This window comes from Gordonibacter sp. 28C, assembly GCF_003339845.1.
Classification (GTDB): domain Bacteria; phylum Actinomycetota; class Coriobacteriia; order Coriobacteriales; family Eggerthellaceae; genus Gordonibacter.
Window position 1 is genome coordinate 125,856 of sequence record NZ_PPTR01000002.1, and the last position, 26,906, is coordinate 152,761.

The 26,906-nt window shown below is 66.8% G+C and carries 24 protein-coding genes; 6 read left to right on the top strand and 18 right to left on the bottom strand.

What is annotated here, in order from left to right:
* Positions 1–33: 33 nt before the first annotated feature.
* The 6 genes from fusA to C1878_RS02930 all read right to left on the bottom strand — a co-directional run bounded on the left by fusA (position 34) and on the right by C1878_RS02930 (position 5,575).
* Positions 34–2,151 carry an elongation factor G gene (gene fusA, locus C1878_RS02905; RefSeq protein WP_114600216.1) on the bottom strand — a complete coding sequence of 706 codons (2,118 nt, stop codon included), beginning with the start codon at positions 2,149–2,151 and terminating at the stop codon, positions 34–36.
* Between the two features lie 14 nt (positions 2,152–2,165).
* Complete coding sequence (gene rpsG / locus C1878_RS02910; RefSeq protein ID WP_114600217.1) at positions 2,166–2,636, bottom strand: 30S ribosomal protein S7; 471 nt, start codon at positions 2,634–2,636, stop codon at positions 2,166–2,168.
* 117 nt (positions 2,637–2,753) lie between these two features.
* Positions 2,754–3,125 carry a 30S ribosomal protein S12 gene (gene rpsL / locus C1878_RS02915; RefSeq protein WP_080142313.1) on the bottom strand — a complete coding sequence of 124 codons (372 nt, stop codon included), beginning with the start codon at positions 3,123–3,125 and terminating at the stop codon, positions 2,754–2,756.
* Between the two features lie 263 nt (positions 3,126–3,388).
* Positions 3,389–3,904, bottom strand: a complete 516-nt coding sequence (locus C1878_RS02920) for a PIN domain-containing protein (RefSeq protein ID WP_158539697.1) — start codon at positions 3,902–3,904, stop codon at positions 3,389–3,391.
* The gene (locus C1878_RS02925; RefSeq protein ID WP_114600219.1) at positions 3,901–4,320 is read right to left on the bottom strand and encodes a type II toxin-antitoxin system RelB/DinJ family antitoxin; all 420 of its coding nucleotides are present in this window, start codon (positions 4,318–4,320) and stop codon (positions 3,901–3,903) included. The genes C1878_RS02920 and C1878_RS02925 overlap by 4 nt, the downstream gene beginning before the upstream one ends.
* Before the next feature lie 139 nt (positions 4,321–4,459).
* The gene (locus C1878_RS02930) at positions 4,460–5,575 is read right to left on the bottom strand and encodes a M20/M25/M40 family metallo-hydrolase (RefSeq protein WP_114600220.1); all 1,116 of its coding nucleotides are present in this window, start codon (positions 5,573–5,575) and stop codon (positions 4,460–4,462) included.
* A gap of 195 nt (positions 5,576–5,770) precedes the next feature.
* On the opposite strand from C1878_RS02930, the gene C1878_RS02935 reads away from it, so the two are divergent.
* Positions 5,771–6,346, top strand: a complete 576-nt coding sequence (locus C1878_RS02935) for a nitroreductase family protein (protein ID WP_241963581.1) — start codon at positions 5,771–5,773, stop codon at positions 6,344–6,346.
* Positions 6,347–6,360: 14 nt separating this feature from the next.
* Here C1878_RS02935 and C1878_RS02940 read toward each other — a convergent pair whose 3' ends face one another.
* Positions 6,361–7,734, bottom strand: a complete 1,374-nt coding sequence (locus tag C1878_RS02940; protein ID WP_114600221.1) for a putative manganese-dependent inorganic diphosphatase — start codon at positions 7,732–7,734, stop codon at positions 6,361–6,363.
* A gap of 275 nt (positions 7,735–8,009) precedes the next feature.
* On the opposite strand from C1878_RS02940, the gene sdaAA reads away from it, so the two are divergent.
* A complete protein-coding gene (gene sdaAA / locus C1878_RS02945; protein ID WP_114600222.1) occupies positions 8,010–9,623 on the top strand; it encodes an L-serine ammonia-lyase, iron-sulfur-dependent, subunit alpha in 1,614 nt (537 codons plus the stop codon).
* A 78-nt stretch (positions 9,624–9,701) separates the two neighbouring features.
* On the opposite strand, the gene C1878_RS02950 is transcribed toward sdaAA, so the two are convergent.
* Together C1878_RS02950 and C1878_RS02955 are read right to left on the bottom strand one after the other, a co-directional pair.
* Positions 9,702–10,220, bottom strand: a complete 519-nt coding sequence (locus tag C1878_RS02950; RefSeq protein WP_114600223.1) for a peptidylprolyl isomerase — start codon at positions 10,218–10,220, stop codon at positions 9,702–9,704.
* Between the two features lie 412 nt (positions 10,221–10,632).
* Positions 10,633–11,511, bottom strand: coding sequence for a radical SAM protein (locus tag C1878_RS02955; protein WP_114600224.1), 879 nt, complete (start codon positions 11,509–11,511; stop codon positions 10,633–10,635).
* A 179-nt stretch (positions 11,512–11,690) separates the two neighbouring features.
* Here C1878_RS02955 and C1878_RS02960 point away from each other — a divergent pair, with 179 nt between their 5' ends.
* A complete protein-coding gene (locus C1878_RS02960; protein WP_114600225.1) occupies positions 11,691–12,149 on the top strand; it encodes a hypothetical protein in 459 nt (152 codons plus the stop codon).
* A 26-nt stretch (positions 12,150–12,175) separates the two neighbouring features.
* Here the strand turns inward: C1878_RS02960 and C1878_RS02965 are convergent, their stop codons facing one another.
* On the bottom strand, positions 12,176–12,730 hold the full coding sequence (locus C1878_RS02965) for a TetR/AcrR family transcriptional regulator (RefSeq protein ID WP_114600226.1): 555 nt from the start codon (positions 12,728–12,730) through the stop codon (positions 12,176–12,178).
* A gap of 119 nt (positions 12,731–12,849) precedes the next feature.
* On the opposite strand from C1878_RS02965, the gene C1878_RS02970 reads away from it, so the two are divergent.
* Both C1878_RS02970 and C1878_RS02975 read left to right on the top strand, forming a co-directional pair.
* On the top strand, positions 12,850–13,932 hold the full coding sequence (locus C1878_RS02970; protein WP_114600227.1) for a DUF262 domain-containing protein: 1,083 nt from the start codon (positions 12,850–12,852) through the stop codon (positions 13,930–13,932).
* Positions 13,933–13,942: 10 nt separating this feature from the next.
* A complete protein-coding gene (locus C1878_RS02975; protein ID WP_114600228.1) occupies positions 13,943–14,974 on the top strand; it encodes a DUF262 domain-containing protein in 1,032 nt (343 codons plus the stop codon).
* Positions 14,975–15,029: 55 nt separating this feature from the next.
* Here C1878_RS02975 and C1878_RS02980 read toward each other — a convergent pair whose 3' ends face one another.
* Positions 15,030–15,308 (bottom strand): hypothetical protein, encoded by a 279-nt coding sequence (locus C1878_RS02980; RefSeq protein WP_114600229.1) that lies wholly within the window; start codon positions 15,306–15,308, stop codon positions 15,030–15,032.
* Positions 15,309–15,453: 145 nt separating this feature from the next.
* Here C1878_RS02980 and C1878_RS02985 point away from each other — a divergent pair, with 145 nt between their 5' ends.
* Positions 15,454–16,734, top strand: a complete 1,281-nt coding sequence (locus C1878_RS02985; RefSeq protein ID WP_114600230.1) for a radical SAM protein — start codon at positions 15,454–15,456, stop codon at positions 16,732–16,734.
* A 325-nt stretch (positions 16,735–17,059) separates the two neighbouring features.
* On the opposite strand, the gene C1878_RS02990 is transcribed toward C1878_RS02985, so the two are convergent.
* The 7 genes from C1878_RS02990 to C1878_RS03020 form a co-directional block, all read right to left on the bottom strand.
* Positions 17,060–19,369 (bottom strand): methyltransferase domain-containing protein, encoded by a 2,310-nt coding sequence (locus C1878_RS02990; RefSeq protein ID WP_114600231.1) that lies wholly within the window; start codon positions 19,367–19,369, stop codon positions 17,060–17,062.
* Positions 19,370–19,397: 28 nt separating this feature from the next.
* Positions 19,398–21,020: a VWA-like domain-containing protein gene (locus tag C1878_RS02995; protein ID WP_114600232.1), complete on the bottom strand. Its 1,623-nt coding sequence runs from the start codon at positions 21,018–21,020 to the stop codon at positions 19,398–19,400.
* A 9-nt stretch (positions 21,021–21,029) separates the two neighbouring features.
* On the bottom strand, positions 21,030–23,267 hold the full coding sequence (locus C1878_RS03000; RefSeq protein ID WP_114600233.1) for a leucine-rich repeat domain-containing protein: 2,238 nt from the start codon (positions 23,265–23,267) through the stop codon (positions 21,030–21,032).
* Between the two features lie 35 nt (positions 23,268–23,302).
* Complete coding sequence (locus C1878_RS03005) at positions 23,303–23,638, bottom strand: hypothetical protein (RefSeq protein ID WP_114600234.1); 336 nt, start codon at positions 23,636–23,638, stop codon at positions 23,303–23,305.
* Between the two features lie 193 nt (positions 23,639–23,831).
* Positions 23,832–24,101 (bottom strand): hypothetical protein, encoded by a 270-nt coding sequence (locus C1878_RS03010; protein WP_114600235.1) that lies wholly within the window; start codon positions 24,099–24,101, stop codon positions 23,832–23,834.
* 86 nt (positions 24,102–24,187) lie between these two features.
* Entirely contained in the window at positions 24,188–24,547 is a 360-nt protein-coding gene (locus tag C1878_RS03015; protein ID WP_114600236.1) for an oxidoreductase, read from the bottom strand.
* Positions 24,548–24,567: 20 nt separating this feature from the next.
* A complete protein-coding gene (locus tag C1878_RS03020; protein ID WP_114600237.1) occupies positions 24,568–26,880 on the bottom strand; it encodes a molybdopterin-dependent oxidoreductase in 2,313 nt (770 codons plus the stop codon).
* Between the last annotated feature and the right edge of the window lie 26 nt (positions 26,881–26,906).

Consider the following 26,906-nt stretch of genomic DNA (forward strand, 5'->3'; position numbering starts at 1 on the left):
CCTTACCTCCGTTATGCTTCAGGTCGCGCGCGCTTACGCGTTCCCGCCGGCCTTGCTGATAATTTCCTCCGCCACGTTCTTCGGCACTGCCTCGTACGAATCGAACTGCATCGTGTACGAAGCGCGGCCCTGCGTGCCACTGCGCAGGTCGGTGGCGTAGCCGAACATCTCGGACAGCGGAACCTTCGCCTTGACGGTCTTGGCGTTGCCGCGATCGCCCATGCCTTGGATCTGGCCGCGACGGCTGGACAGGTTGCCCATGACGTCGCCCATGTACTCCTCGGGCGTTTCGACCTCCACGGCCATCATCGGCTCGAGGATGACCGAGGCGCCCTTCTTCAGCGCCGCCTTGATGGCCATGGAACCGGCCACCTTGAACGCCGCTTCGGACGAGTCGACCTCGTGGTAGGAGCCGTCCACCAGCTCGACGCGCACGTCGACGACGGGGTAGCCCGCGAGCACGCCGGAGTTCAGCGCCTCCTGGATGCCCTTGTCGATGGGCGTGATGTACTCCTTCGGCACGACGCCGCCCACGATCTTGTTCTCGAACAGGTAGCCGTCGCCCGGCTTCTGCGGGAACATGTTGATGACCGCGTGGCCGTACTGGCCGCGACCGCCGGACTGGCGCACGAACTTGCCCTCGACGTTCAGGGCCTCCTTCGTGGCCGTCTCGCGATAGGCGACCTGCGGCTTGCCGACGTTCGCCTCGACCTTGAACTCGCGCAGCAGGCGGTCGACGATGATCTCGAGGTGCAGCTCGCCCATGCCGGCGATGATGGTCTGGCCGGTCTCCTGGTTGGTGGACACGCGGAACGTCGGGTCCTCCTCGGCCAGCTTCTGCAGAGCCACGCCCATCTTGTCCTGCTCGGCCTTCGTCTTCGGCTCGACGGCGATGTCGATAACCGGCTCGGCGAACTCCATGGACTCCAGGATGATGGGGTGCTTCTCGTCGCACAGCGTGTCGCCCGTGGACGTGTCCTTCAAGCCCACGACCGCCACGATGTCGCCGGCGGCGCAGCCGTCCACGTCGATGCGCTGGTTGGAGTGCATCTGCAGCAAGCGGCCGATGCGCTCCTTCTTGTCCTTGGACGCGTTCATGACGTACGAGCCGGAATCGAGCTGGCCCGAGTACACGCGCAGGTAGGTGAGCTTGCCCACGAACGGGTCGGTCATGATCTTGAAGGCCAGGGCCGAGAACGGCGCCTTCACGTCGGAGGGACGCTCGTCCTCCTCGCCCGTGTCGGGGTTCGTGCCCTTGATGGCGGGCACGTCGACCGGCGACGGCATGTAGTCGACCACGGCGTCGAGCAGCTCCTGCACGCCCTTGTTCTTGTAGGACGAGCCCACGAACACGGGGTGGATCTGGCAGGCGATAGTGCCCTTGCGGATGGCGGTCTTCAACTCGTCGACCGTCACCTCTTCCTCCATGAGCACCTTCTCCATGAGGTCGTCGTCGCAGTCGGCAGCGGCTTCGAGCAGCTCCTGGTGGCGCAGCTCGGCCTCCTCGGCGAACTCGGCCGGGATGGCGTCCATGGGCTCGGGCCAGGTCATGCCCTTGTCGTCGGCCTTGAAGTCCCAGGCCGTCATGGTCACGAGGTCGATGACGCCCCAGAAGTTGTCCTCGGCGCCCATGGGCATCTGCGCGGCGACGGCCGGCGCGCCCAGGCGGTCCTTCATGGTGTCGATGGCGTGGAAGAAGTCGGCGCCCACGCGGTCGTACTTGTTGATGTAGGCGATGCGGGGCACGCCGTAGCGGCTGGCCTGACGCCAGACCGTCTCGGACTGCGGCTGCACGCCGGCGACGGCGTCGAACACCGCGACCGCGCCGTCGAGCACGCGAAGCGAGCGCTCGACCTCGGCCGTGAAGTCAACGTGGCCGGGCGTGTCGATGATCTGGAAGCGGTACTCCTTGCCGTCGTCGGCACCGCCGGGGTACTTCCAGAAGCACGTGGTGGCGGCGGCCGTGATGGTCACGCCGCGCTCCTGCTCCTGAACCATCCAGTCCATCGTCGCGGCGCCGTCGTGCACCTCGCCGATCTTGTGGGTCTTGCCGGTGTAGTAGAGGATGCGCTCGGTCGTCGTCGTCTTGCCCGCGTCGATGTGGGCCATGATGCCGATGTTGCGCGTGTCTTGTAGAGAGGTTTTAGCCATAGACTGGGTCCCCCTTAGAAGCGGTAGTGCGAGAACGCACGGTTGGACTCGGCCATCTTGTACAGGTCCTCGCGCTTCTTCACCGACGCGCCCGTGTTCTCGGAGGCGTCCATGATCTCGGCGGCAAGGCGCTCTTTCATCGTGTGCTCCTTGCGCTTGCGCGAGAAGTCCACGATCCAGCGGATGGCGAGCGTCGTGGAACGACGGGAGTTGACCTCCATGGGCACCTGGTAGGTGGCGCCGCCCACGCGCTTGGGCTTGACTTCGAGCGTGGGGCGCACGTTGTCCATGGCCTTCTTGAACACGGCCAGCGGGTCGCCGCCCGTCTTCTGCTCGACGATCTCGAACGCACCGTAGACGATGCCCTCGGCGGTGGCCTTCTTGCCATCCAAAAGAACCTTGTTGATCAGCTGCGTGACCAAACGGTTGTTGTACTGTGCGTCCGGCTGAACTTCACGACGGACTGCTGCTGCACGACGCGGCATGTTTTCTCCTTCTTGGTCCTGCGCGCTTCGAGGCGGCTTTCACCCGCCCATTAGGCCGCCGCATCTCGCCCCCTTTGGGCGGAAGCGGCCTTGCGGCCCGCGCGTCTTAGCGGTTGCTTACTTGGGGCGCTTGGCGCCGTAACGGCTGCGGGCCTGCTTGCGGTTGTCCACGGCGGCGCAGTCGAGCGCGGCGCGAATGACCTTGTAGCGCACGCCGGGGAGGTCCTTCACACGGCCGCCGCGCAGCAGCACCATGGAGTGCTCCTGCAGGTTGTGGCCGATGCCCGGGATGTAGGCCGTGACCTCCATGCCGTTGACGAGGCGCACACGGCAGACCTTGCGCAGAGCCGAGTTCGGCTTTTTCGGCGTGGTGGTGAACACGCGGGTGCACACGCCGCGCTTCTGCGGGTTGCCCTTCAGAGCCGGGGTCTTCTTCTTTTCGACCGTCTTCTTGCGGCCCTTGCGGACCAACTGATTGATAGTAGGCAAAGCTTCTCTCCTTTTACCTCTTGCTTGTTCCGATTGCTTATATAAAGATAAGGAATCGCTTCTGCATCGCTTTCCTGTGCGCTCAGCTGATTCGCACACGAAAACATACGTCCTTCGGGGACGCGAACGAGAACTCTATCATCGCCCCCGCAGCTTGTCAAACGCCACGCATCCGGGAGTATCTATACCCTTCTTCGGTGTTTTACCTGATGGAAGGTGGGAGGCGGGGCTTGTCGGGGCCGCGCCTCCACGGAATCTCGAATTTATTTCTCGTCGTCGAACGCCTGCGCGCGAGCCCGCAAGAACGCGAGCATGTCCGCCGGGCAGAGGCAGGCGACGGGAGCGTGGCGCATGAGGACCGTATCGTTCGTAACGACGAAATCGGCGTCGACGCGCGCGGCGGCGGCCAGAATCAGGTCGTCCCCGAAGTCGTCGTGGAGGTCGCGGTACGTCATGGCGCGCAGGGCCTCGTTCCGGCCCACGGGCACGACCATCGACAGCTCCATGATGCTGCGCATGCTCGACCAAGCCGATTCGCGCACGGCGGCGGCCATGCCCTCGTCGACGACCTTGCCTCGCTCGCGCAGGCACCTTTTCGTCTCTTGGCAAAGGAGGAAGAACAGGTCGGGCATCGTCGCCGACGACGTGTACAGCGCGGCGCCGGCAGTCGTCGCCGCCGTCACGAAGCGCATCGCCATTTCATGCTTTTCTGGATTGCGCTCAAGGAAGTAGTCGATCCAAACATCCGTGTCGACGAGCAGCTTCTGCGGCAAACTCACAGCAGTCCCCTTTCGGCCGCCCTCTCGCAGTACGCTTCGTAGCGCAGATCGTCATAGTAGGCCGCAAGCAGCTCGTCTTCGTCGAGATCCTCTCGGCGCTTGCCATCATAGAATTCCTCTTGCAGGTCGCGCCAATCGATCTTGCGCGGCCCCGGCACGGGCAGGTCGTTGTCGATGAAGAAGTTCCTCCAGATGTTGGCGCCCTCCTCCACCAGGGCCAGGCGACGCTGAACTTCCGCGTCGTCCGCAGCGTCGCGCGCGGGGCGCATGAACGCGGGGGGCTCGCCCTTCTCCTCGGCGTACTCCCACACGGCGCGCACCACCTGCGAGGGCGACAGCCCCCAGCGGGCGAACACCTCGTCGCCGCGCGCCTTCGTTTCCTCGTCGATGCGCACGTTCATCTGCACGGCCGCCATAGCGCCTCCTGTTCGGTCGAACTGCTGCTATATAGTATAGCACACAACGCACCTACGGAGGCAACGCGACCGAAGGCATGAGTCTTGCAGTGCGAGGACAAGCGCGCCCCACGGTCCGGGATGCCGACGCTTTCCGCGCTTAGGCTTCCACGCCTTCCTTCACCAGGGATTCCACCAAGCGTGCGGTGCCCTCGAGGTCGGCCACGGAAATGTGCTCTTCCGGGGAGTGGAAGGCCGTCATGCCCACCCCCAGCGTGACGGCGCGCACGCCGCGCGCGGCCAGGATGTTGGCGTCAGCGCCGCCGCCGTCGTGGCGGAAGCAGGGCTCGAGGCCCGCGGCGCGGGCGGCGCGGGCGGCGGCCTGCACGACCGGATCGTCTTCGTCGTACAGCACGGCGTCGTAGCTCTTCGTCCAATTCACGTCCACCGAGCCGCCGAAGCGGGCGGCGGCCTGCTCGAGCGCGGCCGTCATGGCCTCCTTCTGCGCCTCGACGCGGTCGGTGTACAGCGAGCGGCACTCCCCCGCCAGCGTGCAGGAGTCGGGCACGACGTTCGTCTCCCGACCGCCGGAAATCACGCCGATGTTGCCCGTGGTGGCCTCGTCGATGCGGCCGAGCGGCATGGCCTCGATGGCCGCGGCAGCCATGCAGATAGCCGAGATGCCCGCTTCCGGCACCACGCCGGCGTGCGACGCGCGGCCGGCGAACGTCGCCTCCAGCCCCCAATGGCAGGGCGCGCCCGTGACCACGGTGCCGGGAGCGCCGTCGGCGTCCAGCACGTAGCACGGGGCGCCGACGGGCAGCTCGCCCTCGGCGAGCGCGCCCGAGCCCAGCAGATGCAGCTCCTCGCACGTGGTGAGCAGCACCGTGACGTCGGGGCGAGGGGCGCCCTCCTCCACCACGCAGCGCACGCCTTCGAGGATGGCCGCGACACCCGCCTTGTCGTCGGCGGACAGGATGGTGTCTCCGGCCGAGCGCACCACGCCGTCCACCACCACGGGCTCGATGCCCGCGCACGGCTGAACGGTGTCCATGTGCGCCGACAGCACGATGTGCCCCGGCGCCGTGCCCGGCAGGTGCGCGATGAGGTTGCCCGTGTCCGACTCCGTCTGCGCTGCCGAATCGTCGAAACGCACGGAAAAGCCCAAGCTCCGCAGTTCGTCGGCGCAACGCGCGGCCATGACGGCCTCGTGGCGCGAGGGGCTTTCGATGCGGACGATGTCGCAAAACAGGTCGAGCAGGCGGGTGGGGTTCATGGATGGCTTCCTTCTCATCGTGGTTTCGGCTTGGACCTGGGGCGCGGCACCGGCGGCCACGTCGTTTGCGGCGTTCGGCGGCTCGGGCCTCCCCCGGTCCGACCGCACCATTATAATGCTAGAAGAAGAAGCGCGCCGCCCGTCTCCGGCAACGGAGCCCGAAGCGTAGCGCACGACCGATGCGGGGAGGAAGCCATGCTGCGCGATATCGTGAGGTCCTGCCGGAGCTACCGCCGGTTCCACGAGGAGGAAAGCGTCGATCGAAAGCTCTTGGAGCGGTGGGTGGACACGGCGCGCCTCACGGCCTCGAGCGGCAACGCCCAGCCCTTGCGCTTCGCCATCGTGGACGACGCCCGCCGCGCTGCCGTGTTCGACTGCCTGGCCTGGGCGAAGGCGCTGCCCGAGTGGGACGGCCCCGCGCCCGGCGAGCGGCCGAGCGCCTTCGTGGTGATATGCCGCGACGCCGACCGCGCGCTGACCGACACGTACACCGCCTGGGACGAGGGCATCGCGGCGCAGACCATCATGCTGCAAGCCGCGGAGGCGGGCTTCGGCGGCTGCATCATCGGCTCGTTCAAGAAGCGCAGCCTGGCCGAGGCCCTGGGCGTCGACGGCGAGCGTTTCCAGCCCGACCTCGTGCTGGCCCTGGGCAAACCCGCCGAGGAGGTGCGCATCGAGCCCCTGCCGATCGGCGGCGCCACCGAGTACTGGCGCGACGCCGAAAGCATCCACCACGTACCCAAGCGCAGCCTGTCCGACGTGCTGCTGTAACGCCCGCGAAACCCCTAGGCTCCCAGGATCTTGGCGGCCACCTGCTTCTTGCGGCTCAGCACGCCGGGCATCCACGTGCCGCCCTCGCCCGAGCAGTCGATGTTGAACACGCGGTTCACGATGCGGCGGTTGCCCTCGCAGAGGAACTGGCTGCCCTCGGCCAGGATGTCCGTGACCATGAGCAGCACGAAGTCGTAGTTGTGGTCGTCGCGCAGACGGCGCATGTGCTCGCGGATCTCCTGCTCGCGCTTCATGACGGCCGGCAGGTCCACGGTCTCGTGCTGCGCGATGAGCACGGTGGCGTCGCCCAGCAGAAACTCTTTGGAATCGGCTCCCACGAGCTTGTCGACCGGCATGCTGTCCTCGCCGCCGCGGCACTTGAACACGGCGAGGCCGAACTCGGTGGCGTCCACGCCGGCCAGGGCGGCCAGGCGCTCCACTTGCTCGCGGTCCATCTCGGTGGCCGTGGGCGACTTGAGTATGACCGTGTCCGTCATGATGGCGGACAGCAGCACCGCGGCGATGGAGGGCGGGATGTCCACGTCGTGGCGGTCGAACTCGGTGGCCACGATGGTGGCCGTGGACCCCACGGGCAGGTTCAGGAACAGGATGGGGTTGGCCGTCGACACGTCGGCGATGCGGTGGTGGTCGACGATCTCCACGACGTCGGCCTCCTCGATGCCGTTCGCGGCCTGGCGCGTTTCGTTGTGGTCCACGAGCACCACCTTGCGCCGCGGGCGCACGGCCACGTCGGAGCGCGTGACGATGCCTATGGCGAAACGGCCCTCGTCCAACACCACGGCCTCGCGCAGGGCGCTGGCCATGAGATCTTCCACCGCTTCTTTGAGCAGGCCGTTCTTGTCGAGCTCGAGCACGTCGGTTTCGATGATGTCGCTCACCTTCTGCCCGAGCGAGGCTATGAGGTTGCCGGCCACGGCCATCTCGTTGGCGCCGCCGTCCTCGAGCGCGTCGGTGGCGGCCACGTAGCGCTCGGCTATCATGCGCGTGGTGATGAGGCCCCGGTACGTGCCGTCGTCGTTCGTCACCACGAGCGCGCGCACGTTGTGCTGGCGCAGCAGGCGGCCCGCCTCCAGGAGCGTGGCGTCGTGGCCGATGGAGATGGGGTCGGGCGTCATGACGTCGGACACGCGGGCGTGCACGTGGCTCACCACCTCGGGGGCCGGGATGCCGTTCTGCTCGAGCACCCACGCGCTCTCCGGCGGCAGGGGCCCCAGGCGGGCGGGCAGGTAGCGCGGACAGGGCTCTTTGCCGTTCGCGGCACGACGCGCCAACTCGTTCTTCAGATACGCGTATCCCACCGCAGCGCAGATGGAATCGTTGTCGGGGTTCTTGTGGCCCACCACGATGATGGGTGCCGCTGTGGCCATCGCTTCGCTCCTTCGCCGCGCGACGCCCCGCCCGGGGCGCCTCCGTTTGTTCTTTTCGTATCGGAATTCCGCCCGGGCGCGGGGCCCGCGGCGACGATGCGACCAGTATAGCGGCGGCCGACCGGGCCCTGCGCCCGTGCGGCCGTTTCGTCGCGGAATCTCACGAAATGAACGGTCGGCGGGCGGGTCGAATCCGCTTTGCGCTACTATGGCAGCGGAACGGCGAGATCGCAACACGCGAAAGACCCTTCAGCAAACCACCGGAAAGGACGCGCATGGAAACGTTCGGCTTCTCCGACATCGTCGGCCCCATCATGGTTGGCCCCTCGAGCTCCCACACGGCCGGGGCGCTGCGCATCGCGCGCATGGCGCGCAGCCTTCTTGCGACGGAACCCGTGCGGGCGACGTTCACGCTGTACGGGTCGTTCGCACACACGCAGTCGGGGCACGGCACCGACAAGGCGCTCGTCGCCGGCCTTTTAGGGCTGGCTCCCGACGACCTGGGCGTGCGCGACTCGTTCGAGCTGGCCCGCGCGGCCAGCCTGTCCTTCTCCTTCGCCTGCGACCCCGACGCCCAAGTCGACCATCCGAACACGGTCGACCTGCGCATCGAGGACGCGCGGGGAGGCACGCTGGAGGTGAGGGGCGCGAGCGTGGGCGGCGGCGCGGCGGTCATCGAGCGCATCGACGGCATCGACGTGAACGTCACCGGCGAGCGCACGAGCGTCGTCGTGCGCCAGCGCGACGAGACGGGGGTGCTGGCGCACATAGCCGGCTGCTTCTCGGATTGCGCGGTGAACATAGCCACCGCGCGCATGTACCGCACGCGGCGCGGGTCGGAGGCCTTCACGGTCATGGAGCTGGACGGCGCGGCGCCCGCCGAGGCGAAGGCCGCCATCGAGCGGCATCCCGCCGTGCGCGACGTGCGCATCGTGCCCGCCGACGCTCCCGCAGGAGCTCCCGCCACGGCCGGCCCCGTTTCCGTGGAGCAGGCGGAGGAGCGCTTCGCCGCCCTCGACTTCGCGTCGGGCGAGGAGCTGCTGGAACGGTGCGCCGAGCAGGGCGCCACGCTGGCCGGCGCGTTCCTGGCCCGCGAGGAAGCGCTCGCCGCCCTCGAAGGACGCGCCTGCGACGCCGAGTCCTACGCGGACCGCGTGCTCGCCGTCATGAGGGCCTCGGCGACCGAGCCTTTGCGCGAGCCCGTTCCCTCCATGGGCGGCCTCATCGGCGGCGAGGCGCGCGACGTGCGACGTGCGCGCGAACGCGCGAACGCCGTCGTCGACGACCTCACGGGTGCCGCCATGGAATACGCGCTGGCCGTCTTGGAAACGAACGCGTCCATGGGCCGGATCGTGGCCGCCCCCACCGCCGGTTCCGCCGGCGTCGTGCCGGGCGTGCTGCTGGCCCTGGAACAGGAACGGAACCTGGACGCCGCCGCGCTCAGGCGCGGCCTTCTGGCCGCAGGGGCCGTGGGCTATCTCGTGGTTCGCAACGCCACGGTGTCGGGAGCCGAGGGCGGCTGCCAGGCCGAGATCGGGTCCGCCGCGGCCATGGCTGCGGCGGCGGCCGTGGAAATGGCCGGCGGCGCCCCCGAGCAGGCGCTCGACGCGGCCGCGAACGCGCTCGCCTCGCTCATGGGGCTGGTGTGCGACCCGGTGGGCGGCCTGGTGGAGGTGCCCTGCCAGAAACGCAACGCCACCGCCGCGGCCGCGGCGCTCGTGAGCGCGCAGATCGCGCTCGCCGGCGTGGGCAACCTCGTGGGATTCGACGAGACGGTGGCCGCGATGGACGCCGTAGGGCGCGCGCTTCCCTTCGAGCTGCGCGAAAGCGCCCTGGGCGGCATAGCCGCCGCGCCGAGCGCCTGCGCCTGGTGCGCGGCGCGCGGCTAACCGCCCGAAACGCACGGCGGGGGCCGCGCCGAAGCGCGGCCCCCGCCGCAAACCCTCCCGGTTCGCGCCTTCAGCGAATCAGCGGAAGTCCTCGCCCTGGTCTCCGCCCAAAAGCTTCGACTGCTCCTTCAGGTGCTGCGCCTTCTCGGCAGCCGACACGAAGTCCTCCGGAGCCTCTTCGATCTCGAGCAGCTCCACCTCGAACGTGAGGCTCTTCCCCGCCAGCGGATGGTTCAAATCGAACGTGACCACGCCCTCTTCGATCCCCAAGACGGTGGCGGGCATCGGCGAGCCGTCCTCGCCGCTCGCCAGCATGATGCGCTTCCCCACCTTGACGTCGGTCACGGGAATCTGCTCCAGCGGGATCTTCGCCACATGGCCTTCGAGGTACTCGCCGTACGCGTCGTACTCGTCGACGACGAACGTTTTCTTCTCGCCGGCCTCGTTCATCTCGAGCACGGCCTTCTCAAAGCCGTCGATGGTCATGTCCATGCCGGTTTGGAACTTCATGGGCTCGTTTTCGGTGGCGTAGCCGAAAACCGTGCCGTCTTCGAGCTTGCCCGTGTAGGTGAGGGTCACGGTGGATCCTAGTTGCATTGTCTCGATCTCCTTTTCCGAATTGGTAGTGCGATTCGCAATCGAGCGGCCCGCAAGCGACGCTGCGCTTGCGAAGCCGAGCGGTTGCGTCGCCTTCGATTGGCGCCGCAGTTGGACGAAGGCCCTGCGGCCGGCCTTGCTGACAAGCCTTGCTATCCCGCGATGGCAGGCACGCGAAGCGCGACGCGCCTTGCGACCTTCGGGGAGACAGTTTTTTGACGTTTCTACCGTTCAGCTGTGACCTGAGCGAGACTCGCTCGCCGGACAGCGATAATTGTACCACACAAGCACCGCGCCGCCCTCTGCCGAAGCGGTCAATCAAGGCCGTCCGCCCGAATCCTTCGACTCGCTTCGCTCGCTCAGGACGACAGGGGGAGGCGTTTCCCTGTCCCTCGCCGCGGCTTCTCGGCAATCACATCGCGAGCATCCTCATGCGCAAGGGCGCCAGCGCCTCGTCGTTCGTCTGCCTTTGGCGCAGCTCGAGCGTGGCCACGATGCCCTCGCGGTCGCGAGGCAGGATGCCGTCGATGCGGAACAGGTTCGAATCATGCGAGCCCACGATGAGGGTGTCGCAGGAAAGGTTGTCTATGAACGTGGCCACGTCGCGCATGACCTCGGACTCGGGCGCGAGCTCGAACGCCCCGCTCTCCACCTCCTCGCGCAGCTTGCAGCCCGGGTACGGCGTCATCGTCATGATGGTGATGCGCACCGGATGCAGCTGGCTGAACACCCGGGCGGACTCCCGCGCCGACTCCTCGCATTTCCCGGCGCCCGCGAAGCCTCCCAGATAGAACAGCGAGTACCTGATACCCGCCGCCTCGAGGCGCGGGCACTGCTCCAGAATGTCGGCCGCCGTGTGGCCCTTGCGCATGCGCTCGAGCGCGGGATCCCAGCCGCATTCGGTGCCGAGCGTCACGTCCGTCACGCCCATGGCCGCCATCTCGGCCAGATCCGCGTCGCTCTTCAGCTTGACGTCGGCCGTGCGCATATAGCCGCCGACCTCGCTCACCGTGGGCAGCTTCTCGCGAACGAGCTCGAGCAGCGACACGAGCCTGTCGTTGGGCAGGCCCATGGGGTTGCCTCCGACGAACAGAACGCGATGCGGGCTGCGTTCGACGGACGCTATCTCGTCGAGGTCTTCGATCACGTGCTCGAGGGGAACGGGCTGGAATTCGACGCCCTGGTACAGGTTGCAGAACAGGCACTTGTTGTGGGTGCAGCCCTTCGTGACCTCCAGCAGAACCGAGGCGTACTCGTGAGGCGGTCGATGCAGGTGCTTCGGCGTGTGCATAAGGCGCTCCTTCGCATTGAGGCGGCGATGCTACGCGCCTTCATTGTACCGCCGCGCGCCTGGGCGTACAATTCGGGGGAGGTAACGGCTGTCGCCCGGAGCCGTGCCGCGCTTGACAACCCCCGGCCGAACCTTAAGATGATGCCAGAACGGGAACCGACCCCGAAAGCGAGGCAGCCATGGGAGCTTACGAACGCGAGCAGCAGATGATCGCCGCGGGCACGGGCGAGCGGGGGCAGGCGGCGCTCGCGTACTTCGCCGAGCTGGACGCCGGCCTCACCGAGGAGACCTCGTGCCTCGCGCACCGGCCCGACTACCGCAAAACGCTCTTCGCCCCCGAGCACGACGACATCTACCGGGAGTTCTGCGCCTACCTCGACCTCCCTGAACCGCGGTACTTCGACGCGGTGGAAAACCCTATCAGCGTCGAAGGGTATACGGCCGCCGACGTCTACTTCGCCATGAAGTCGAAGAACGACCGTATCGTCGCCATCGACGGGGCCGCGGTGTACAACATGCTGGTGAAGCTGCGCACGCAACCCGAGATAGCCAAACGGGTCCTGGATTTCCGACCCACCTGCTACCAAGGCGGCTGCGGCATGAAGGACGCCGCGTTCGACCGAGGGTACTACGACTAGCGAGGCGCCGACCGCTCGCGGCGGCGCTAGCCCGCGCGCAGGGCGTTGAGGCCGCCGCGGATGAACGTGTCGAGCGCCTGCTGGACGCGGGCCCATTCCTCGGCGGGCGCGTCGGACAGGGCGACGGCGTAGCAGCCGCTCATCTGGAAACGGAACACGGCGCGCGCCTGTGCCTCGTTGAGCCCCGGCACGAGATACGCCGACAGCGCCCCGCCCTCGACAAGCCCCGATTCAAGCTGCTCGAACAACGTGGGCAGGAAGTGCGCGTCCTTGACCAAGAAAAGGTACGGCCCGGCATCGCGCAGGGCGACGCAGAAAGGCCGCGCACCCGAACTCTGCACCGAACAATCTCCGCAATGCAGATGAACGCCCAGCGGGCGCAGGCTCGTGTAGAAATCGCGAACCAGCTCCGCATACACGTCCTGCACGTTGCCGAAATGCGCATAGAGGGTCGAGCGGCTCACGCCGGCTTCCCTCGCCAGCTCCGTCATGGCTATGCCCGCGATCTGCCTCTTCTCCAACAGGACGAGCAGGGCCTCTTTGACGGCACGCCTGCTTCGCAAGTATCGGGCGTCGACCATGCCTTTCCTTCCGATCTAAACGTTTTATCGTACAGGTTACACGATAATGTCCGACATCCCGGCAGTGCATTGCCTATACTTTTTGAAACGCAGCGAAAACACCTATCGAAGGCCCGCCTATGAAAACGGACAAGCATTTTGTTCTCGATCTGCTCGCAGCACCCGACACGCGCTTCGTCATCCCGGCGTACCAGCGCCCGTACTCGTGGAAGCGGCGGCAGTGCAACGAGCTGTGGCTCGACCTGCAGCGCGCCGCCAAGGCCGATAGAAGCCATTTTGCGGGCACGCTGCTGTACGCGCGCGAGGCCGACGACGCGCAGGGCGCACGCCAGCTCGCCGTCATCGACGGGCAGCAGCGACTGACCACGATCACGTTGCTGCTGGTGGCTCTGACGCGTCATCTTAAAGAGCGCGACATCGCGCTTGCCGACCTCGACGCCGCCGCGCTCGGAGCCCACTACCTGCGCATGGGGGCGCAGGCGGACGCGCCCGGCAAGCTCGTGCTGTCGCGCAACGACCGGGACACCCTGTTCGCAGTCGTGCACGATGCGAAGCCGCCCGAGGCCGCCTCCGAGAACATCCTGCAGAACCTGGCCTTTTTCCAAGAGCGCATGGACGAGGACGGCTTCGATGCCGAACGTTTGTGGCGCGGCGTCAAGCGGCTGTTCGTCATCGACGCGCAGGTGGACGGCACGGACAACGCCCAGCTCATCTTCGAGAGCCTGAACTCGAAGGGCATGCCGTTGACCACGGCCGACCTCGTGCGCAACTACCTGCTGCTCGCCGAGAGCCACGACGAGCAGGCCCGGCTCTACGACGAGTACTGGAGCCCCATCGAGGGCATGTTCCGGCCCGACCCCGGCTCGCTTCGCCTGGACAACGCCATCCAAGGCTGGCTTTCCGTGCGCTTCCGCAAAGTGCGCGCGAGGGGCGCGGGCGAGGTGTACGGCGTGTTCAAGCAGTACGTCGAGGACGAGTTCGACGGCACGACCGAGGGCCTGCTGCGCGAGCTGCGCAACTTCTGCCTGGTGTGGGCGGAGAACTACCGTTACCACGCCGTGAAGAAGTACAAGTCGGCCTTCAGCTGGGCCACGAACGGCGCTCCCACGCTCGTGTCCGACCGACCGGTCAAGAAAAGCGTCGACGAAGCCTACGCCGAGAAGGTCCGCGAGGATCTGGGCTCCGTCGACGCGTCGCTGTGAGGGAGCGCCCATGCTGACCAAACAAGAAATGTTCCTCGATTTTCTGGGAGCCGCCGACGTCCAGCTCGTCATCCCCGTCTACCAGCGCGTCTACGCGTGGACCGAGCGGCAGTGCGACGAGCTGTGGGCCGACGTGCGCCGCGCCGGGCGCACCGGCAGCGCGCACTTCGTGGGGACGGTGCTGTACGCGCCCGAAGCGGGCGCGGGCGACGTGGGAAGGCGGCTCGATGTCATCGACGGCCAGCAGCGCACCGCCACCCTCGTGCTTCTGCTCGCGGCGCTGCGCGACCATCTGCGCGACACCGGCACCGCGCTCGAGGGGATCGACGCGCAGGGCATCGATCGACGCTATCTGCACGTCGCCGGGTCGAGCGGCGCGTGCAAGCTCGTGCTCTCGCGCGCCGACCGCGCCACGATGGCCGCGGTGGTGGACGGTGCGGAGCCGCCCGGCGAGGACGACCGGTCTGCCAACGTGATGGCGAACTACGAGCGATTCCGCTCGAACATGGGCGGAAACTTCACGACCGAGCACGCCGAGGAGCTCTGGCGCGGCATACGACGGCTGCTCGTGATAGCCGCCGAGCTCGACGACGAGGACCGACCGCAGCTCGTCTTCGAGAGCCTGAACTCGAAGGGCATGCCGCTGACCACGGCCGACCTCGTGCGCAACCTCTTGTTGGTCAACGTGGGGTACGACGAGCAGACGCGCCTCTACGAGCGCTACTGGGCGCCCGTCGAGCAGCTGTTCGGCGAGGATCCCAACGCCGTGCGGTTGAACGCCGCGCTGCACGGATGGCTGGCCGTCACGGCGCCCCGGCTGCACGTCGGCGGCAAAGACGACGTGTACGGCGCCTTCAAAACCTACCTCGAAGACGTGCACAAGGGAACGCTCGAAGAGCTTCTGAGAGGTTTGAAAGGGTTCTGCGAAACCTTCGCCGCCAAATCGCAGTCCACGGGCACCAGCCGCGCCAAAGAGCACGCCGCCTGGGCAAACGGAAAGGTCGAGGGCATCATCTCGGAGAAGAGGCTGTTCGGGGATTAAGCGCGGACGGGGCGGGGCGGCGGCAGGTTCCGGCTGCCGCAGGCCGCCGGAACCCTCATGCCGGGTCGGCGGTGTTCAGGCGTATGGCGCACAGCTGCAGCTCGTCCACCAGCTCCCGGGTCACGGGCTCGTCGGGCGGCTCGCCCGCCTCTAGGCGCTCGTCGAGCGCGAAGCAGCGGCGCACGAACGCCTCGTTGCCCGCATTGAACATCCCTTGTTCGCGCGCGGCCCTGAACCCGTCTTCCACGTCGGTGGACTTCGCCACGCGCCACAGATGCAACGTCACCAGACGGACCGACCCGCGAAACCGCCGCTCGACGGACACTTCGACCACGAGATCCTCCCTTTCCGCTATTCCGCAAACCAGTTTACCACGCTAGGGCGACCTGCGAGGATTGCCGGAGCCGGGCGGCGCGCGACACCTTATAATGGACGGCAAGAAGAACGTGATCGGCAAGACCATACGGAACGGAGCATAGGTGGGCAACGAGGCGTTGGACGCGGCCCTTACGGAGTACGCGGAAGTTGGGGAGCGCTACGTGAGGGCGCTCGAGGACAAAGGGCTCGTGTTCGCGGAGCCGCACGCAGGCGAGGCGAGGCGCGCCGAGCTGCGGGCGGAGCTGGCGGCACGCGGCGTGGACGTGCGCAACGCGGGCGCCAGCCTGAGCGCGGGGCACCTGTCCCCCGCCTGCGTGGAGTGCACGGGCAACCGCGGGTCGGAGACGTTCTCCACCACGTTCAAGTGCCACCGCGACTGCTACTTCTGCTTCAACCACAACCAGCCCGACTACGACAAGTTCTTCCGCGAGGGGTGCCCGTGGGAGGAGAGCCTGGCGCGGGCGGCGGACGAGAACGAAACGCTGGCCTGCGTGGGCCTCACCGGAGGCGAGCCGCTGCTCGACCTCGAGAACGCCCTGCGCTTCCTCGAGCGCGCGGGCGAGCTGTGGCCGAGCGCCCACAAGCGCCTGTACACCTCGGGCGACCTTCTGACCGCGGAGAGCGCGGCGCGCCTGCGCGACGCGGGGCTCGACGAGATCCGCTTCAGCGTGAAGGACGACGACGAGGCCGCGCAGCAGGAGCGCGTGATCGCCGCGATGAAGCTGGCCCGCCGCCACATCCCCTCCGTCATGGTGGAGATGCCGGTCATCCCCGGCGCCGACGAGCACATGCGGCAGCTGTTCCGCCGGTTCGAGGAAGTGGGCATCGACGGCATCAACCTGCTGGAGTTCTGCTTCCCCTTCTGCAACTGGGACGAGTTCTCCCGGCGCGGCTTCACGCTGAAGAACCCGCCGTTCGAGGTGATGTACGACTACGGCTACTCGGGAGGCCTGGCCGTGGCCGGCAGCGAGGAGCTCGTGCTCGAGCTCATGCTGTGGGCGCTCGACGAGGGCCTGACGTTCGGCATGCACTACTGCTCGCTCGAGAACAAGCACCGCAGCGAGATCCGTCAGAAGAACGAGCGAGCCGCCCGCGCGCACCCGTGCGTCGAATTCGACGAGGGCGACTTCTTCCTGAAGACGGCCAAGGTGTTCGGACCCGACGTGGAGGCGGCGCGCCGCGCGCTGGAGGCGGCGGGCTGCGCGGACTTCATGGAAGACCCCGACGAGCGGTCGCTCGCGTTCCCGCCGCGCTACCTGGAGGCGGCGCGCACGGCAACGCGAGAGGACGGCGAGCCCGTCCGCCCGATGACGTGCTACCTGGTGTACGAGACCGAGGGGAGCGGCGGCTACCTCATCGACGTCGCGCTGCGCGAGGCGTGAGCGGCTGCCGCATCGCGCGCATTCCGTAGGGGCGCTCTCCTGAGCGCCCCTACGGGACATAGCGGGCTCGCCGCCGATTGCCATCCCAAGCAGAGCGAAGCCGCTGGCTTGTCATCCTAGGCAGGGCGAAGCCGCTAGCTTATCATCCCGGGTGAAGACCCCTTGTTGTCATCCTGAGCGAGCGAAGCGAGTCGAAGGATCCCGTGCGGCGCCAGCAGGGAGCGCCACGGCTGGCGCCGCACGGGATCCTTCGACTCCGGTTGCTTCGCAACCTCCGCTCAGGATGACAACGGGGGCCTTCGCTCGCCCCCCATCCCAAACGTCGTCACTTCTTGCGCACGTACAGCGACACGGCGCGATAGCGCACGTCCTCGTCTCCTTCGACGGCCTCGACCGGGCTGTCCGCCTTGCTGCCGCGGCGCGGCCCCACCTCGTACTCCTCTTCGACCGAGGGCTCGTCGAACCCGGCGTCCGCCAGCCATGCGTAGTTCTCGTCCTGCGTGCGCGCCGCCTGCACGCTGTTGCCGATGGCGCGGGCGCGCTCGACCACGTCCTCGTCGCGCTCCCGGTCCGCGAAGATGGTCTCCATGACCAGCAGCCCGCCGGGTTTGAGCACGCGCCCCAGCTCCTTGACCACCAGGGCCTGGTCGTACAGGAGCGTCATCACGTTGTTCACGTAGACGGCGTCCATCGTTCCCGATCCGACGCCGCAGGCTATGAGGTCTTCGGGGTAGGCCACGCGGAACTCCATGTTGTTGCGCGCGAGGCCGCTCTTGCGCCAGGCGCGGTCCATCCCGTCCCTCGCCTCCTCGATGTAGGCCGGGTTCCAGTCGATGCCGAGCACGCTGCCGTCGTTTCCCGCCATGGCGCTGAGCTTGTAGACGCCCTTGCCCCTGCGGCAGCACAGGTCGAGGATCTTCTTGCCTCGAAGCCGGGCCGCCGGCAGCAGCATCTTGCACACGCTGGCGAAGCCGTCTTCGAACCGCTTGTCGCCGTAATGCGCCTTCAGGGCGTCCGCGAACGCGGCCTCGTCCCGCTCGGCCGGACGCGCCTCCGAGCCGACGGAGATGCCTACGGTGCCGCCCGCGTCGACCGTGCGGGAGTCGGCGAGCTTGATGTTCTCGTTCAAATCCTCCAGCATGCTCGCGCGCTCGGCCAGGCCCATGCGCGCGGAGTCGACCTGCAGCTCCTGGTTGTGGGCATAGTACTTGTCGTTGCCGTAGCGCGCGACGAACCGGGTGGTGGGCTGGCGCGTGGCCAGCTCCGCCATGAACACCAGCATCTCGCGGTTGCCGAAGCACTCGTCCACGAAGTCGAAGGCGCGGTCCATCTTGAGGGACGCCGCGTCCGCCGCCGGCCGGATCTTGCCCACCTCGACCTTGTACGCGCGCTCGATCGTGCGGAAGGCGGCTTCGCCCTCCCCCGTTCCATCCAGCGCGCATTGGGTCGCGAACTCCCGCAGCTTGCCCGTGACCAGGCGCTCCCTGCGAACGTAGGAGTCCGATGCCGTGCCGGACCCCGCCTTGCGGGCCAGGGCGTCCTCCCGATCGGCGATGCGCGGGGCCAAGACCGCATCGACCGCCGCACCCGCCAAAAGCTCGGCCTTGGCGGCGCGCAGGACGTCGCGCAGCTCGACGGCCACGTCCTCCGTCTCGAGCGCGATCGCGCACGTCCGGGCCAGCACGTCGAGCACGAGGCCGATCAGCGCGACGCGCTCGTCGAAGGCGGCCTCCCGCGCGCGCTTCTTGATGGCGTCGCTCGCCTCGCCCGCCAGAATCGCGTCCACCTGGTAGTCGGAACGGTACTTCTCGAACAGCGCGTAGTACACCGAGAACTGGTCGGCCACCTCGTCGTCGCGGAGGAACTGGGCCACCAGCTCGCGGTTCACGGGCTTGCCCATGTCCTCGTACAGGGCGATGATCCGCGCCAGGTCCTCCCACCCGCGGGCCGTGACGAACGACTTGCCTCCCCCCGGCCTCGACTCCACCTTGTAGAAGCAGTCCCGCTTCGCCTCGAGGAACGTGGTGACCACGGGGTGCAGGCCGGCGCTCGACGCGTAGTCCTTCCACGCGGCGTAGTCGGGCTCCACGTCGATCTCGCGCATGCGGTCGAGCGTGACGATGTCGAACTCGTGCACCGAGCGGTTGTACTCCGGCGGGTTGCCGGCGCACACCACCACCCAGCCCTCGGGAACCTTGTGCTTGCCGAACGTTTTGAACTGAAGGAACTGGAGCATCGAGGGGTAGAGGGTCTCGGACACGCAGTTGATCTCGTCCAGGAACAAAATGCCGTTGCGCAGGCCGGTGCGCGCCATGTAATCGTACAGGGCGGCCACGATCTCCGACATCGTGTACTCCGAGGCATCGTACTCGAAGCCCTCGAACGCGCGGTGTTCGATGCGCGGCAGGCCCAAGGCGCTCTGGCGCGTGTGGTGCGTCATCGAGTACGACACGAGGCCCACCTCCAGCTCGCGCGCCACCTGCTCCATGACGGCCGTCTTGCCTATGCCGGGCGCCCCCAGCAGGAACAGGGGCCGCTGGTGTGCCGACGAGATCAAGGGCATGCCGGCGTCGTCCCTTCTCAGATAGGCCTCGACGGTGTCCTTTATCTGCTGTTTCGCTGAAGCGATGTTCATAGCGCGGTCTCCCTTCGATGGCGGTCGGCTACCGCTCGGCCTTGCTTTTCAATCGATCGATGCCGCTCTCGTCTATCAGCACCTTGCACGCCCAAGGGGGGACGGGCGGCGTCGCCCCGTCCCCTTCGTCCACGAACACGAACGCCGCGTCGTAGTCGGGCGTCTTCTCGGGAAATTGGCCCAAGCCGTCGGTGAAGTAGACGAGACCCTTCAAGTTCGCCAGCTCGCCCGTCTTTCGCAGCCGGTCCACGTAATCGAACACGGGTCTGAAATCCGTGCCGCCGAAGCCGCGTATCCGCATATTGCCCAGCACGCGGTCGACGTCCCTCAGGTTTTCGATCTTGGTGTCGGACTGGACCCTCGCGTCGCACTGGACGAGGTGGATGTTCACCTCGCTGGCGTAGCTCTCGGAGCTTTTGAGGATGTCGAACGTATGCCCGAGGAACTTCCGCACCAGCTCTCCGCTGACGGACTCCGACGTGTCGATGGCGATGACGAAATCGTGCACGCGCTCGGTTTCCCGGTACTCGAGCGGCTCGATCAGCGGCATGTTCCCGTACAGCTCCATACCGTAGGTGTAGTAGACGTAGTCGAACTCGTCCATGTTCAGCCGCATTTCCTCGCCGACCACCATGAACCGGCGCAGGAAGTCGGTGTAGCTGCAGGTGGCGCGGTTCGCGAAGGCGAGGTTCGCAACGAGGCTCCCGGCCTCCTCGCCCCATTCCTTCGAGAAGGTTTCGAGGTTCATCTCGATCTGCTTCGAAACGTCCTCCCATTCCCGCTCCTCCCGCTCGGCTTCCCGTTCGGCCTCGCGGCTGCGCTCGCGCGAGTCCGTGTCGGCTTCGTCCGTATCGGCGGCATCGTCGTCGGCCGGCTCGTCCTCGCCCCGCGCCTCGGTTTCGGCGGCCGCCTCGGCGCCTCCGGCCTCGGCGTCGTCGGTCCCCGGCTCCTCGGTGCGAAGGGCGTCCGCTTCCGCCTCGGGATTCCCGTCGTCCTCCGAAACCTCTTCGGGCTCGTCGGCGTCCTCGCCCTGCTTCGAGGTTTTGTTGTTGGCGGGCCAGGCCCCGTGGTCGTCGCGCTCGAACAAGACGCGCCACTCGTTCAGCGCACCCTGTCCCAAGCCGCGGTACTGCTGTCCGTCGGGCGTTTGCATCAAGCCCTTCACCAGGCCGTACACTTTACCGGGGAGCACGTGGCCCACGAGCATCCCGATCTCGCTCAGCGCTTGGCGCCGCGCCGAGTCGTCGGCGCACGCGAAGCGCCCGCCGCACAGGTCCATGGCGGCGTTCTCCACGACGATGTCGCAGGCGAGCCCCCATGCCTCCCGGCTGTCGTGGCCCTCGTCGAACGGATGGCGGAAAACGCAGTGCAGCACCAGGTGCAGGTAGTCGCGCACCGATTCCTCGAACGACTCCCGGAACCGGGCTATCACGCGCGGCGGGTCGTAGAACACCTGCCCGGCATCGGTGGCCAAGGGGTAGCGCGCCTCGACGCGCAGCGGCGCGAGGTCCATGCGCCACAGCGCGAGATCCAGAAAGCGGAATTTGAGCATGAGCTGCACGCGGCATTCGTCGACGATGTCCGCACCCAGGCGGTCCTCTCCCTCGCGGCGCTTGAGCTTGTCATCCATCGTTTCGGGAACGGGCGCCATCGCGGCCTCCTACAGGTCGAAGTCCATCGCGCCCTGCTCGAACCGCAGGCGCCGCGCCTCGAGCAAATGCCCCGTCATGGCGGCGTCCTGCAGCGCGGCGACGCGCTCGATGACGCCGTAGATGTTGTCGGCGTTGAGGTATCCCAGGTCGAGCAGGGCGTCGATGGTCCGCCTGTCGTCGTGCCGGGCCACGTCGACGCAGATATCCTCGATGCCGCACCTCAGCGCCCGGTCGCACATGCTGCGGTTGACCGGCGTGAGGAACACCGGGTCGAGCAGGCGCTCCACGATGCGCACGGCTTGGTCGTACGCGCGCAGCCCCCGGTCGCTCTGCGCGTCGAAGCTGCTGCCGTTGATGATGGCGTTGTCGTAGTGCTCGAAAAGGATCGCCGCGTCCACGCGATCGGGCACGCTCAGCGCCAGCATCATCTGCTGGACGCCGCGGTCGGTGTCGGGAAAGCGGATGTCGAAGCACGCGCGCCCGCAGACCGGCTCCGCCAGATCGAGGTGGATGAGCTCCACGAGGCCGTCCACCGCCAGCCCTCGCATGCCGACGTGCGCGATGCGGTCGGACAGGTGCAGCTCGCGAATGCCGACCACCCCGTTGAAGGCGTAGGGTGCGACCTCGTCGACCTCTCGGGGGATGCGCACGACCGCGACGTCGCCCGTGCAGAGAACCACGCGCGAGCGCCCCGCGTCCTTGCGTTCGAGCAAAAGGCCGGGCGCCGTGTAGAAGCGCTCGTTCCCCTCGTCCACCGACACCTCGCGCAGCGCCGGCTCCTCCGAGCCGTGGTGCGCTCCCCGGGTGACGAGCGCGTTCGGCCCCACGCGATCGAGCCCGGCCGGCAACCGCAGGCTCGCGATGCTCGTGTCGAGGAACGCCTCCTCCCCGATGCTCCGCAGGCTTTCCGGAACGGCGACGCGCGCGAGGTTGCGGCAGGCCTTGAACGCCGCCGCCCCTATTGTTTCCAAGCCCTCCGGAAGAACGACTTCCACGATGTTCGCATGGTTCTGAAACGCCGCCCCGTCGACGCCCATCGTGCGGCTCTCCACGACGTAGCGGCGGGCGTCCGGGTCCATCATGCGCGTCAGGCGCCTCCCCGTTTCGTCCAGACGGTACAGCCCGCCCGCCTCGTCGAGCTCGAGGCTGGCGGAGCCCTCGGCGATGGAGAACGTCGCGGCGGCTCCCGCGTAGGTCAGCCCGGTCCCCGCCGCAAGGGGGTGCCCCAGCTCCTCGATCGACGAGGGCAGGCGCAGCTCGTGCAGGCTCGTGCCCGAAAACGCGTTGGCGGCGATCGACGTCAGACCCTCGCGCAGACGCACCTCTTCGAGCTCGGAACAGTTGAAGAAAGCCTTCTCGCCTATGCGCCGGAGCGACGCGGGAGCTTCGAACGAGACGATGCCCGTGCGCGAGAGGGCGAAGTCGCCGAGCGTCTCGAGGCCTTCGGGCGCCTCCACCCGCTTGACGCGCGAAAAGGTGCTGAAGCCCTTCTTGGCAACGGCCCTGCATCCGTCGCGTATGCGGTACTCGTCTCCTGGCACGGCGAGCGCGACGAGCACGCTGCCGTCGCGGCTGTACACGGCCCTGCCGTCCGTCGCCAGAAACGGGCTGGACGGGTCGACCTCGATGACTTCGAGCCCGCTCTTCGCGAACGCGCCCGGTTCCGCTTCCTCCGTCCCCGCCCCCACGGCCAAAGCGCGCAATCCCGGCAGGTCGAAGATACGCGAGCTCAGCTTGGCCAAGCGGCCGGGAAGCACGAGGCGTTCGATGTTCGGACAGCCTCGGAACCAGTCGGAATCGAACGCGGCGAGCTCCTTGGGAAGAACGACGCTCCGCAGACTCCCGTTGCCGCGAAAGGCGCAGGGCCCGATGGAAAGCACGGAGTCGGGGCACGCCGCCTCCTCGACGACCGGCAGGAACGCGCAGGCGTCGGCCGCCAAGGCAACGACGGGCTTGCCCTCGATCTCGGCCGGCACCTCCAGCCGGGCGCTGCGAGCCTCGCACCGCTCCACGCGCACCTCTTCGCCGTCGAGCACGACGTAGCGCCACACGTTGCCCAACCCGTCGACGTGCTCGCGGACCTCAGACGCACGGGCAGCCTCGATCGCCGAAGCCCGCGCGAGCGACGCGCGACGAGCTCGAGCGCGCTCCTCGGCTTCCAACGTGCGCCAGCGCGACGAGACGCCGTCGCCGAGCGCCATGGGGGTGAACCCCCCGAAGCAAACGTCCAGCTTGCTGACGTCCACCGAAACTCCTGCGCCTGCGTTCGCCGGGGCGAACGCTAGCTGGCCTGCCGGGGCGCTCCTGCGGCATCGACCTTGCGGCGCGCGGCCAGCTCGTCGGCGAACATGATGCAGTAGCGCAGCCCCTTCAGCGTGACGTACAAGCAGGCGATCTCGTGCTTGCCGCCGTGGTTGAACACGTCGTACGTCAGGTACTCGCGCTCGATCATCGGCTCGTAGATCGGGCTTCCCTTCAGCTTCTCCATCAACAGGTTCGTGGATTCGCGTCCCAGCTCGTCCTGCTTCAAGGAAATGTTGTACAGGATGTCCTCCTGCTCTTGCGTCAAACGGCCCATTTCCTCGATCTCGGCTTTGATGGCGTCTTCAGTTCCCATAAGCGCTCGTCTCCTTGTGCGGTTCGGTGTCCATGTTTCCAATGATTCCCATAGCCCCCAATACGGTGCCCGTAAAACTTTCTCGACGGTAAAGCGCTGCGGGCAACGTAGTGCTCACTATTCTAAAAGAGGACCCACTTCGAACAACAAGCGAGTCCTCTCTTTGCCTCTGTGCAAGCTTTTTGCTTGAAGCCTAGCTCACGGGCTTGATATCCTTGAAGCTGCCACCGAGGCCGAGCTCGCCAGCGCCTTCGTTGCCGGTGGCCTTCGTGGAGGTGTAGCCACCCCACGCGCGGCCGACGAACTTGTCCCTCACGAAGAACACGTTCAACTTCAAAAGATCGGGCTTTCCGAGATCGTACTCAGCCATAGCCTCGTCTTGGGTCTTGCCTGCGGCAAGAAGCTCGTTCAGCTTTTCGGCGGCACCCGCAGGATCGAGAGCCATAAACTCATCATGCGTCATCTTTACCCTCCTTCTCTAGTCTACCACGCAACGCCGTGGCCACCGGCCATTCGACCTGCGACCACGACGTATCATATCACACGCAATTACAGCTGGAACAGCACCATCGGGCGATCGAACTCCGCCATCTTGGCCTGCATGTCCTCCAGCGTGCCGTAGTACATAGAAGCGGACTCCTCAACCTGAACGGCCAGGGGACGCTGACCGGCCTTGTCGCCGCCCGTTCCCCAGTGCTCGGAGAAGATGGACGTCGGGCAGGGAAGGTAGAACCACTCCCAAGCGTCGCCGTCGTTGCCCTCGCCCTTCTTGAACGGGCCGACTTCCACTTCTTTGATCCCGAACTGATCGATGGGAAGGCCGAGCTCTTCTTTGCAGGCGATCTCTGCGGCATGGTTGCCGGAGAAGTAGGTGTAGTCAACGAGCAAAGCGTATTTCTGGTCTGCCATTTTCGCCACTTCCTTTCGAGTTAGTCTTGGTCCAGGCTACGGACGCGGCGGACGTTGCACATGACACCCTTGTACGGGGCGCCGAAACCGAGCTTGCCAACGTTGAAGTGCGGCACCAGGCTGTTGAAGTTGGACTTCCACACGCCGAACAGGTTGGGCTCTTCGCCGTCCTGCTCGGGGAACCACCAGCCGTGGGCGCAGTTCAGGATGCCGGGCTTGATGACCGGGGTGATCTCGGCCTTGAAGCGGGCCTCGCCGAACATGTTGTACACCTCGCACCAGTCGCCGTCGGTGATGCCGTACTCTTCAGCGGTCTCGGGGTTGATCTGAACCCACGGCCACGGATCGATCTGGCGCAGCGACGGAACATGACGGTGCTCGGAGTGGAAGGAGCTGTAGCGGCGCGAGCCGGACGTGGTGATCAGCGGGTACTGACCGGCGAAGTCGGGCTTGCTGATGGGGCTGTAGTTCGGCTCCTCGTAGTACGGCAGCGGATCCTCGCCCCAGGATTCGTACAGAATCGAGTAGGCTTCGATCTGGCCGGTGATGGTGTTGAAGCCGGGCTCGCCGTCGAAGCGGAGCAGGCCCTTCTCGTACTTCTCGTACTCGAAGCCGTGGGCGCCGGGCTGGTAGAGGCCCTCCTCCTGGAACTGCTTCCAATCCATGCCGAGCTCTTTGAGCTGGTCGCTGTAGAAGTCCTCGACGGCCGTCGCGAGGGCAGCCTCGTCGAAGGACTTGCCGTCGGCCGGCTTGTACCACGGCCACCAGGACGGGTTGAGGCGCTGGCCGAACATGAGGCAGATCTCCACGTCGGACTTGCACTCGCCGACCTGCAGGGCCTTGTTCATGGGGCCCATGAACACGGTGTTGCGGCCGTAGTGCGTGAGCACAATGCCGTTGTGCTCGGCCCAGGTGGCCATCGGCAGGAAGTAGTCGCCCACGGCCATGGCCGTCGGGGTCATGGTGAGGTCCTGCACAACCACGAACTCGAGCTTCTGCAGCGCCTTGTGCCAACGCTTGGGCTGCGCGGAGCACGTCGGGGTCAGGAAGTTGGAGCTGTTGAACCAGCCCATCTTCAGCGCGTAGGGCTCGTCGGTCTCCATGGTGTTCAGCGTCTCGTCGGGCTGGGTGGTGGCCATGCCGGTGGACAGGCCGGGCCAGGCGGCGGCGCCGATGCGCTTCGACCAAACCTCGTCGTCCATAGCGCCACGCTGCTCCATACGCCACTTGCCGAGCAGAGCGGACGGAGGACCGAGCGTCAGGCCGCCGGGACGGTCGATGGAGCCGGCCAGAGCCGCCAGGATGATGAACGCCTGGGACAGCTGCACGCCGTTCTTGTTCTGGTCGAACGCGAGGCCCCAAGCCCAACCGATCGGACGCTCGGTGCCCACGATGTGGGCGACGCGCTTGATGTCCTCGGCCGGAACGCCGGTGATCTCGGCAACCTTGTCGACCGGGTACTCGGCCGCGCGGGCCTTCATGTCGTCGAGGCCGTAGATCCACTTCTCGGCGAACTCCTGATCGTACTCCTCGTTCTCGAACATGAGGTTCATGATGCCGAGCGCGAGGGCCGTGTCGGTCTGCGGGCGGACCTGCAGGTTGATGTTGCCGTCATGGGCGCCCACCCACGTGATGCGGGGGTCGATGGAGATGATGTGCGTGCCGAGCTTCATCAGGTCGACGAGGCAGTGGCCGAAGAAGCCGTCGCCGTTGGAGGGCAGGGGCTCCTTGCCCCAAACCACGATCCACTTCGGCACGGTGTAGCGCGGATCCTGGTAGCTGCCCGGCAGGTGGCCGGCGTAGTCGAGCTCGGGATAGCCCGCGCCCAGCACGTAGTCGGCGATGGAGCAGCGCGGACCGTAGCAGGACCAACCGGACTGCGTGTAGCAGCAGTTGGGCGACTGCAGGACGGAGAACGTCAGCGCGTAGTAGAAAATGCAAGCCTCACGGCCGGTGCCGCCGAAAACCACGATGGACTCGGGGCCGTAGGTGTTCTGGAAGTAGCGGACCTTGTCGCAGATGGTGTCCAGAGCCTCGTCCCACGTGGTCTGAACCCACTTGTCCTTGCCGCGGTCCTCAGGGTTGCGCTTCATCGGGTGGATGATACGCGACGGAGCGTACGTGTACTCGCGAAGCGCGAGGTTCATCGCATTGACGCGGCCGGTGGTGATGGGGTTGTCATCGTCGCCCTCGACGCGGATGAGCTCGCCGTCCTTCGTCACGACCTTGACGCCGTATCCAACCGGGTGGCTTCCCGGAGGAGACCACGTGTTGCTGCGGGTGACGACCGTCCCGTCTTCCATCACGGTTTGCCACTGTTTACCGTATGCCATATTCTCCTTCTTTCTACACTATCACT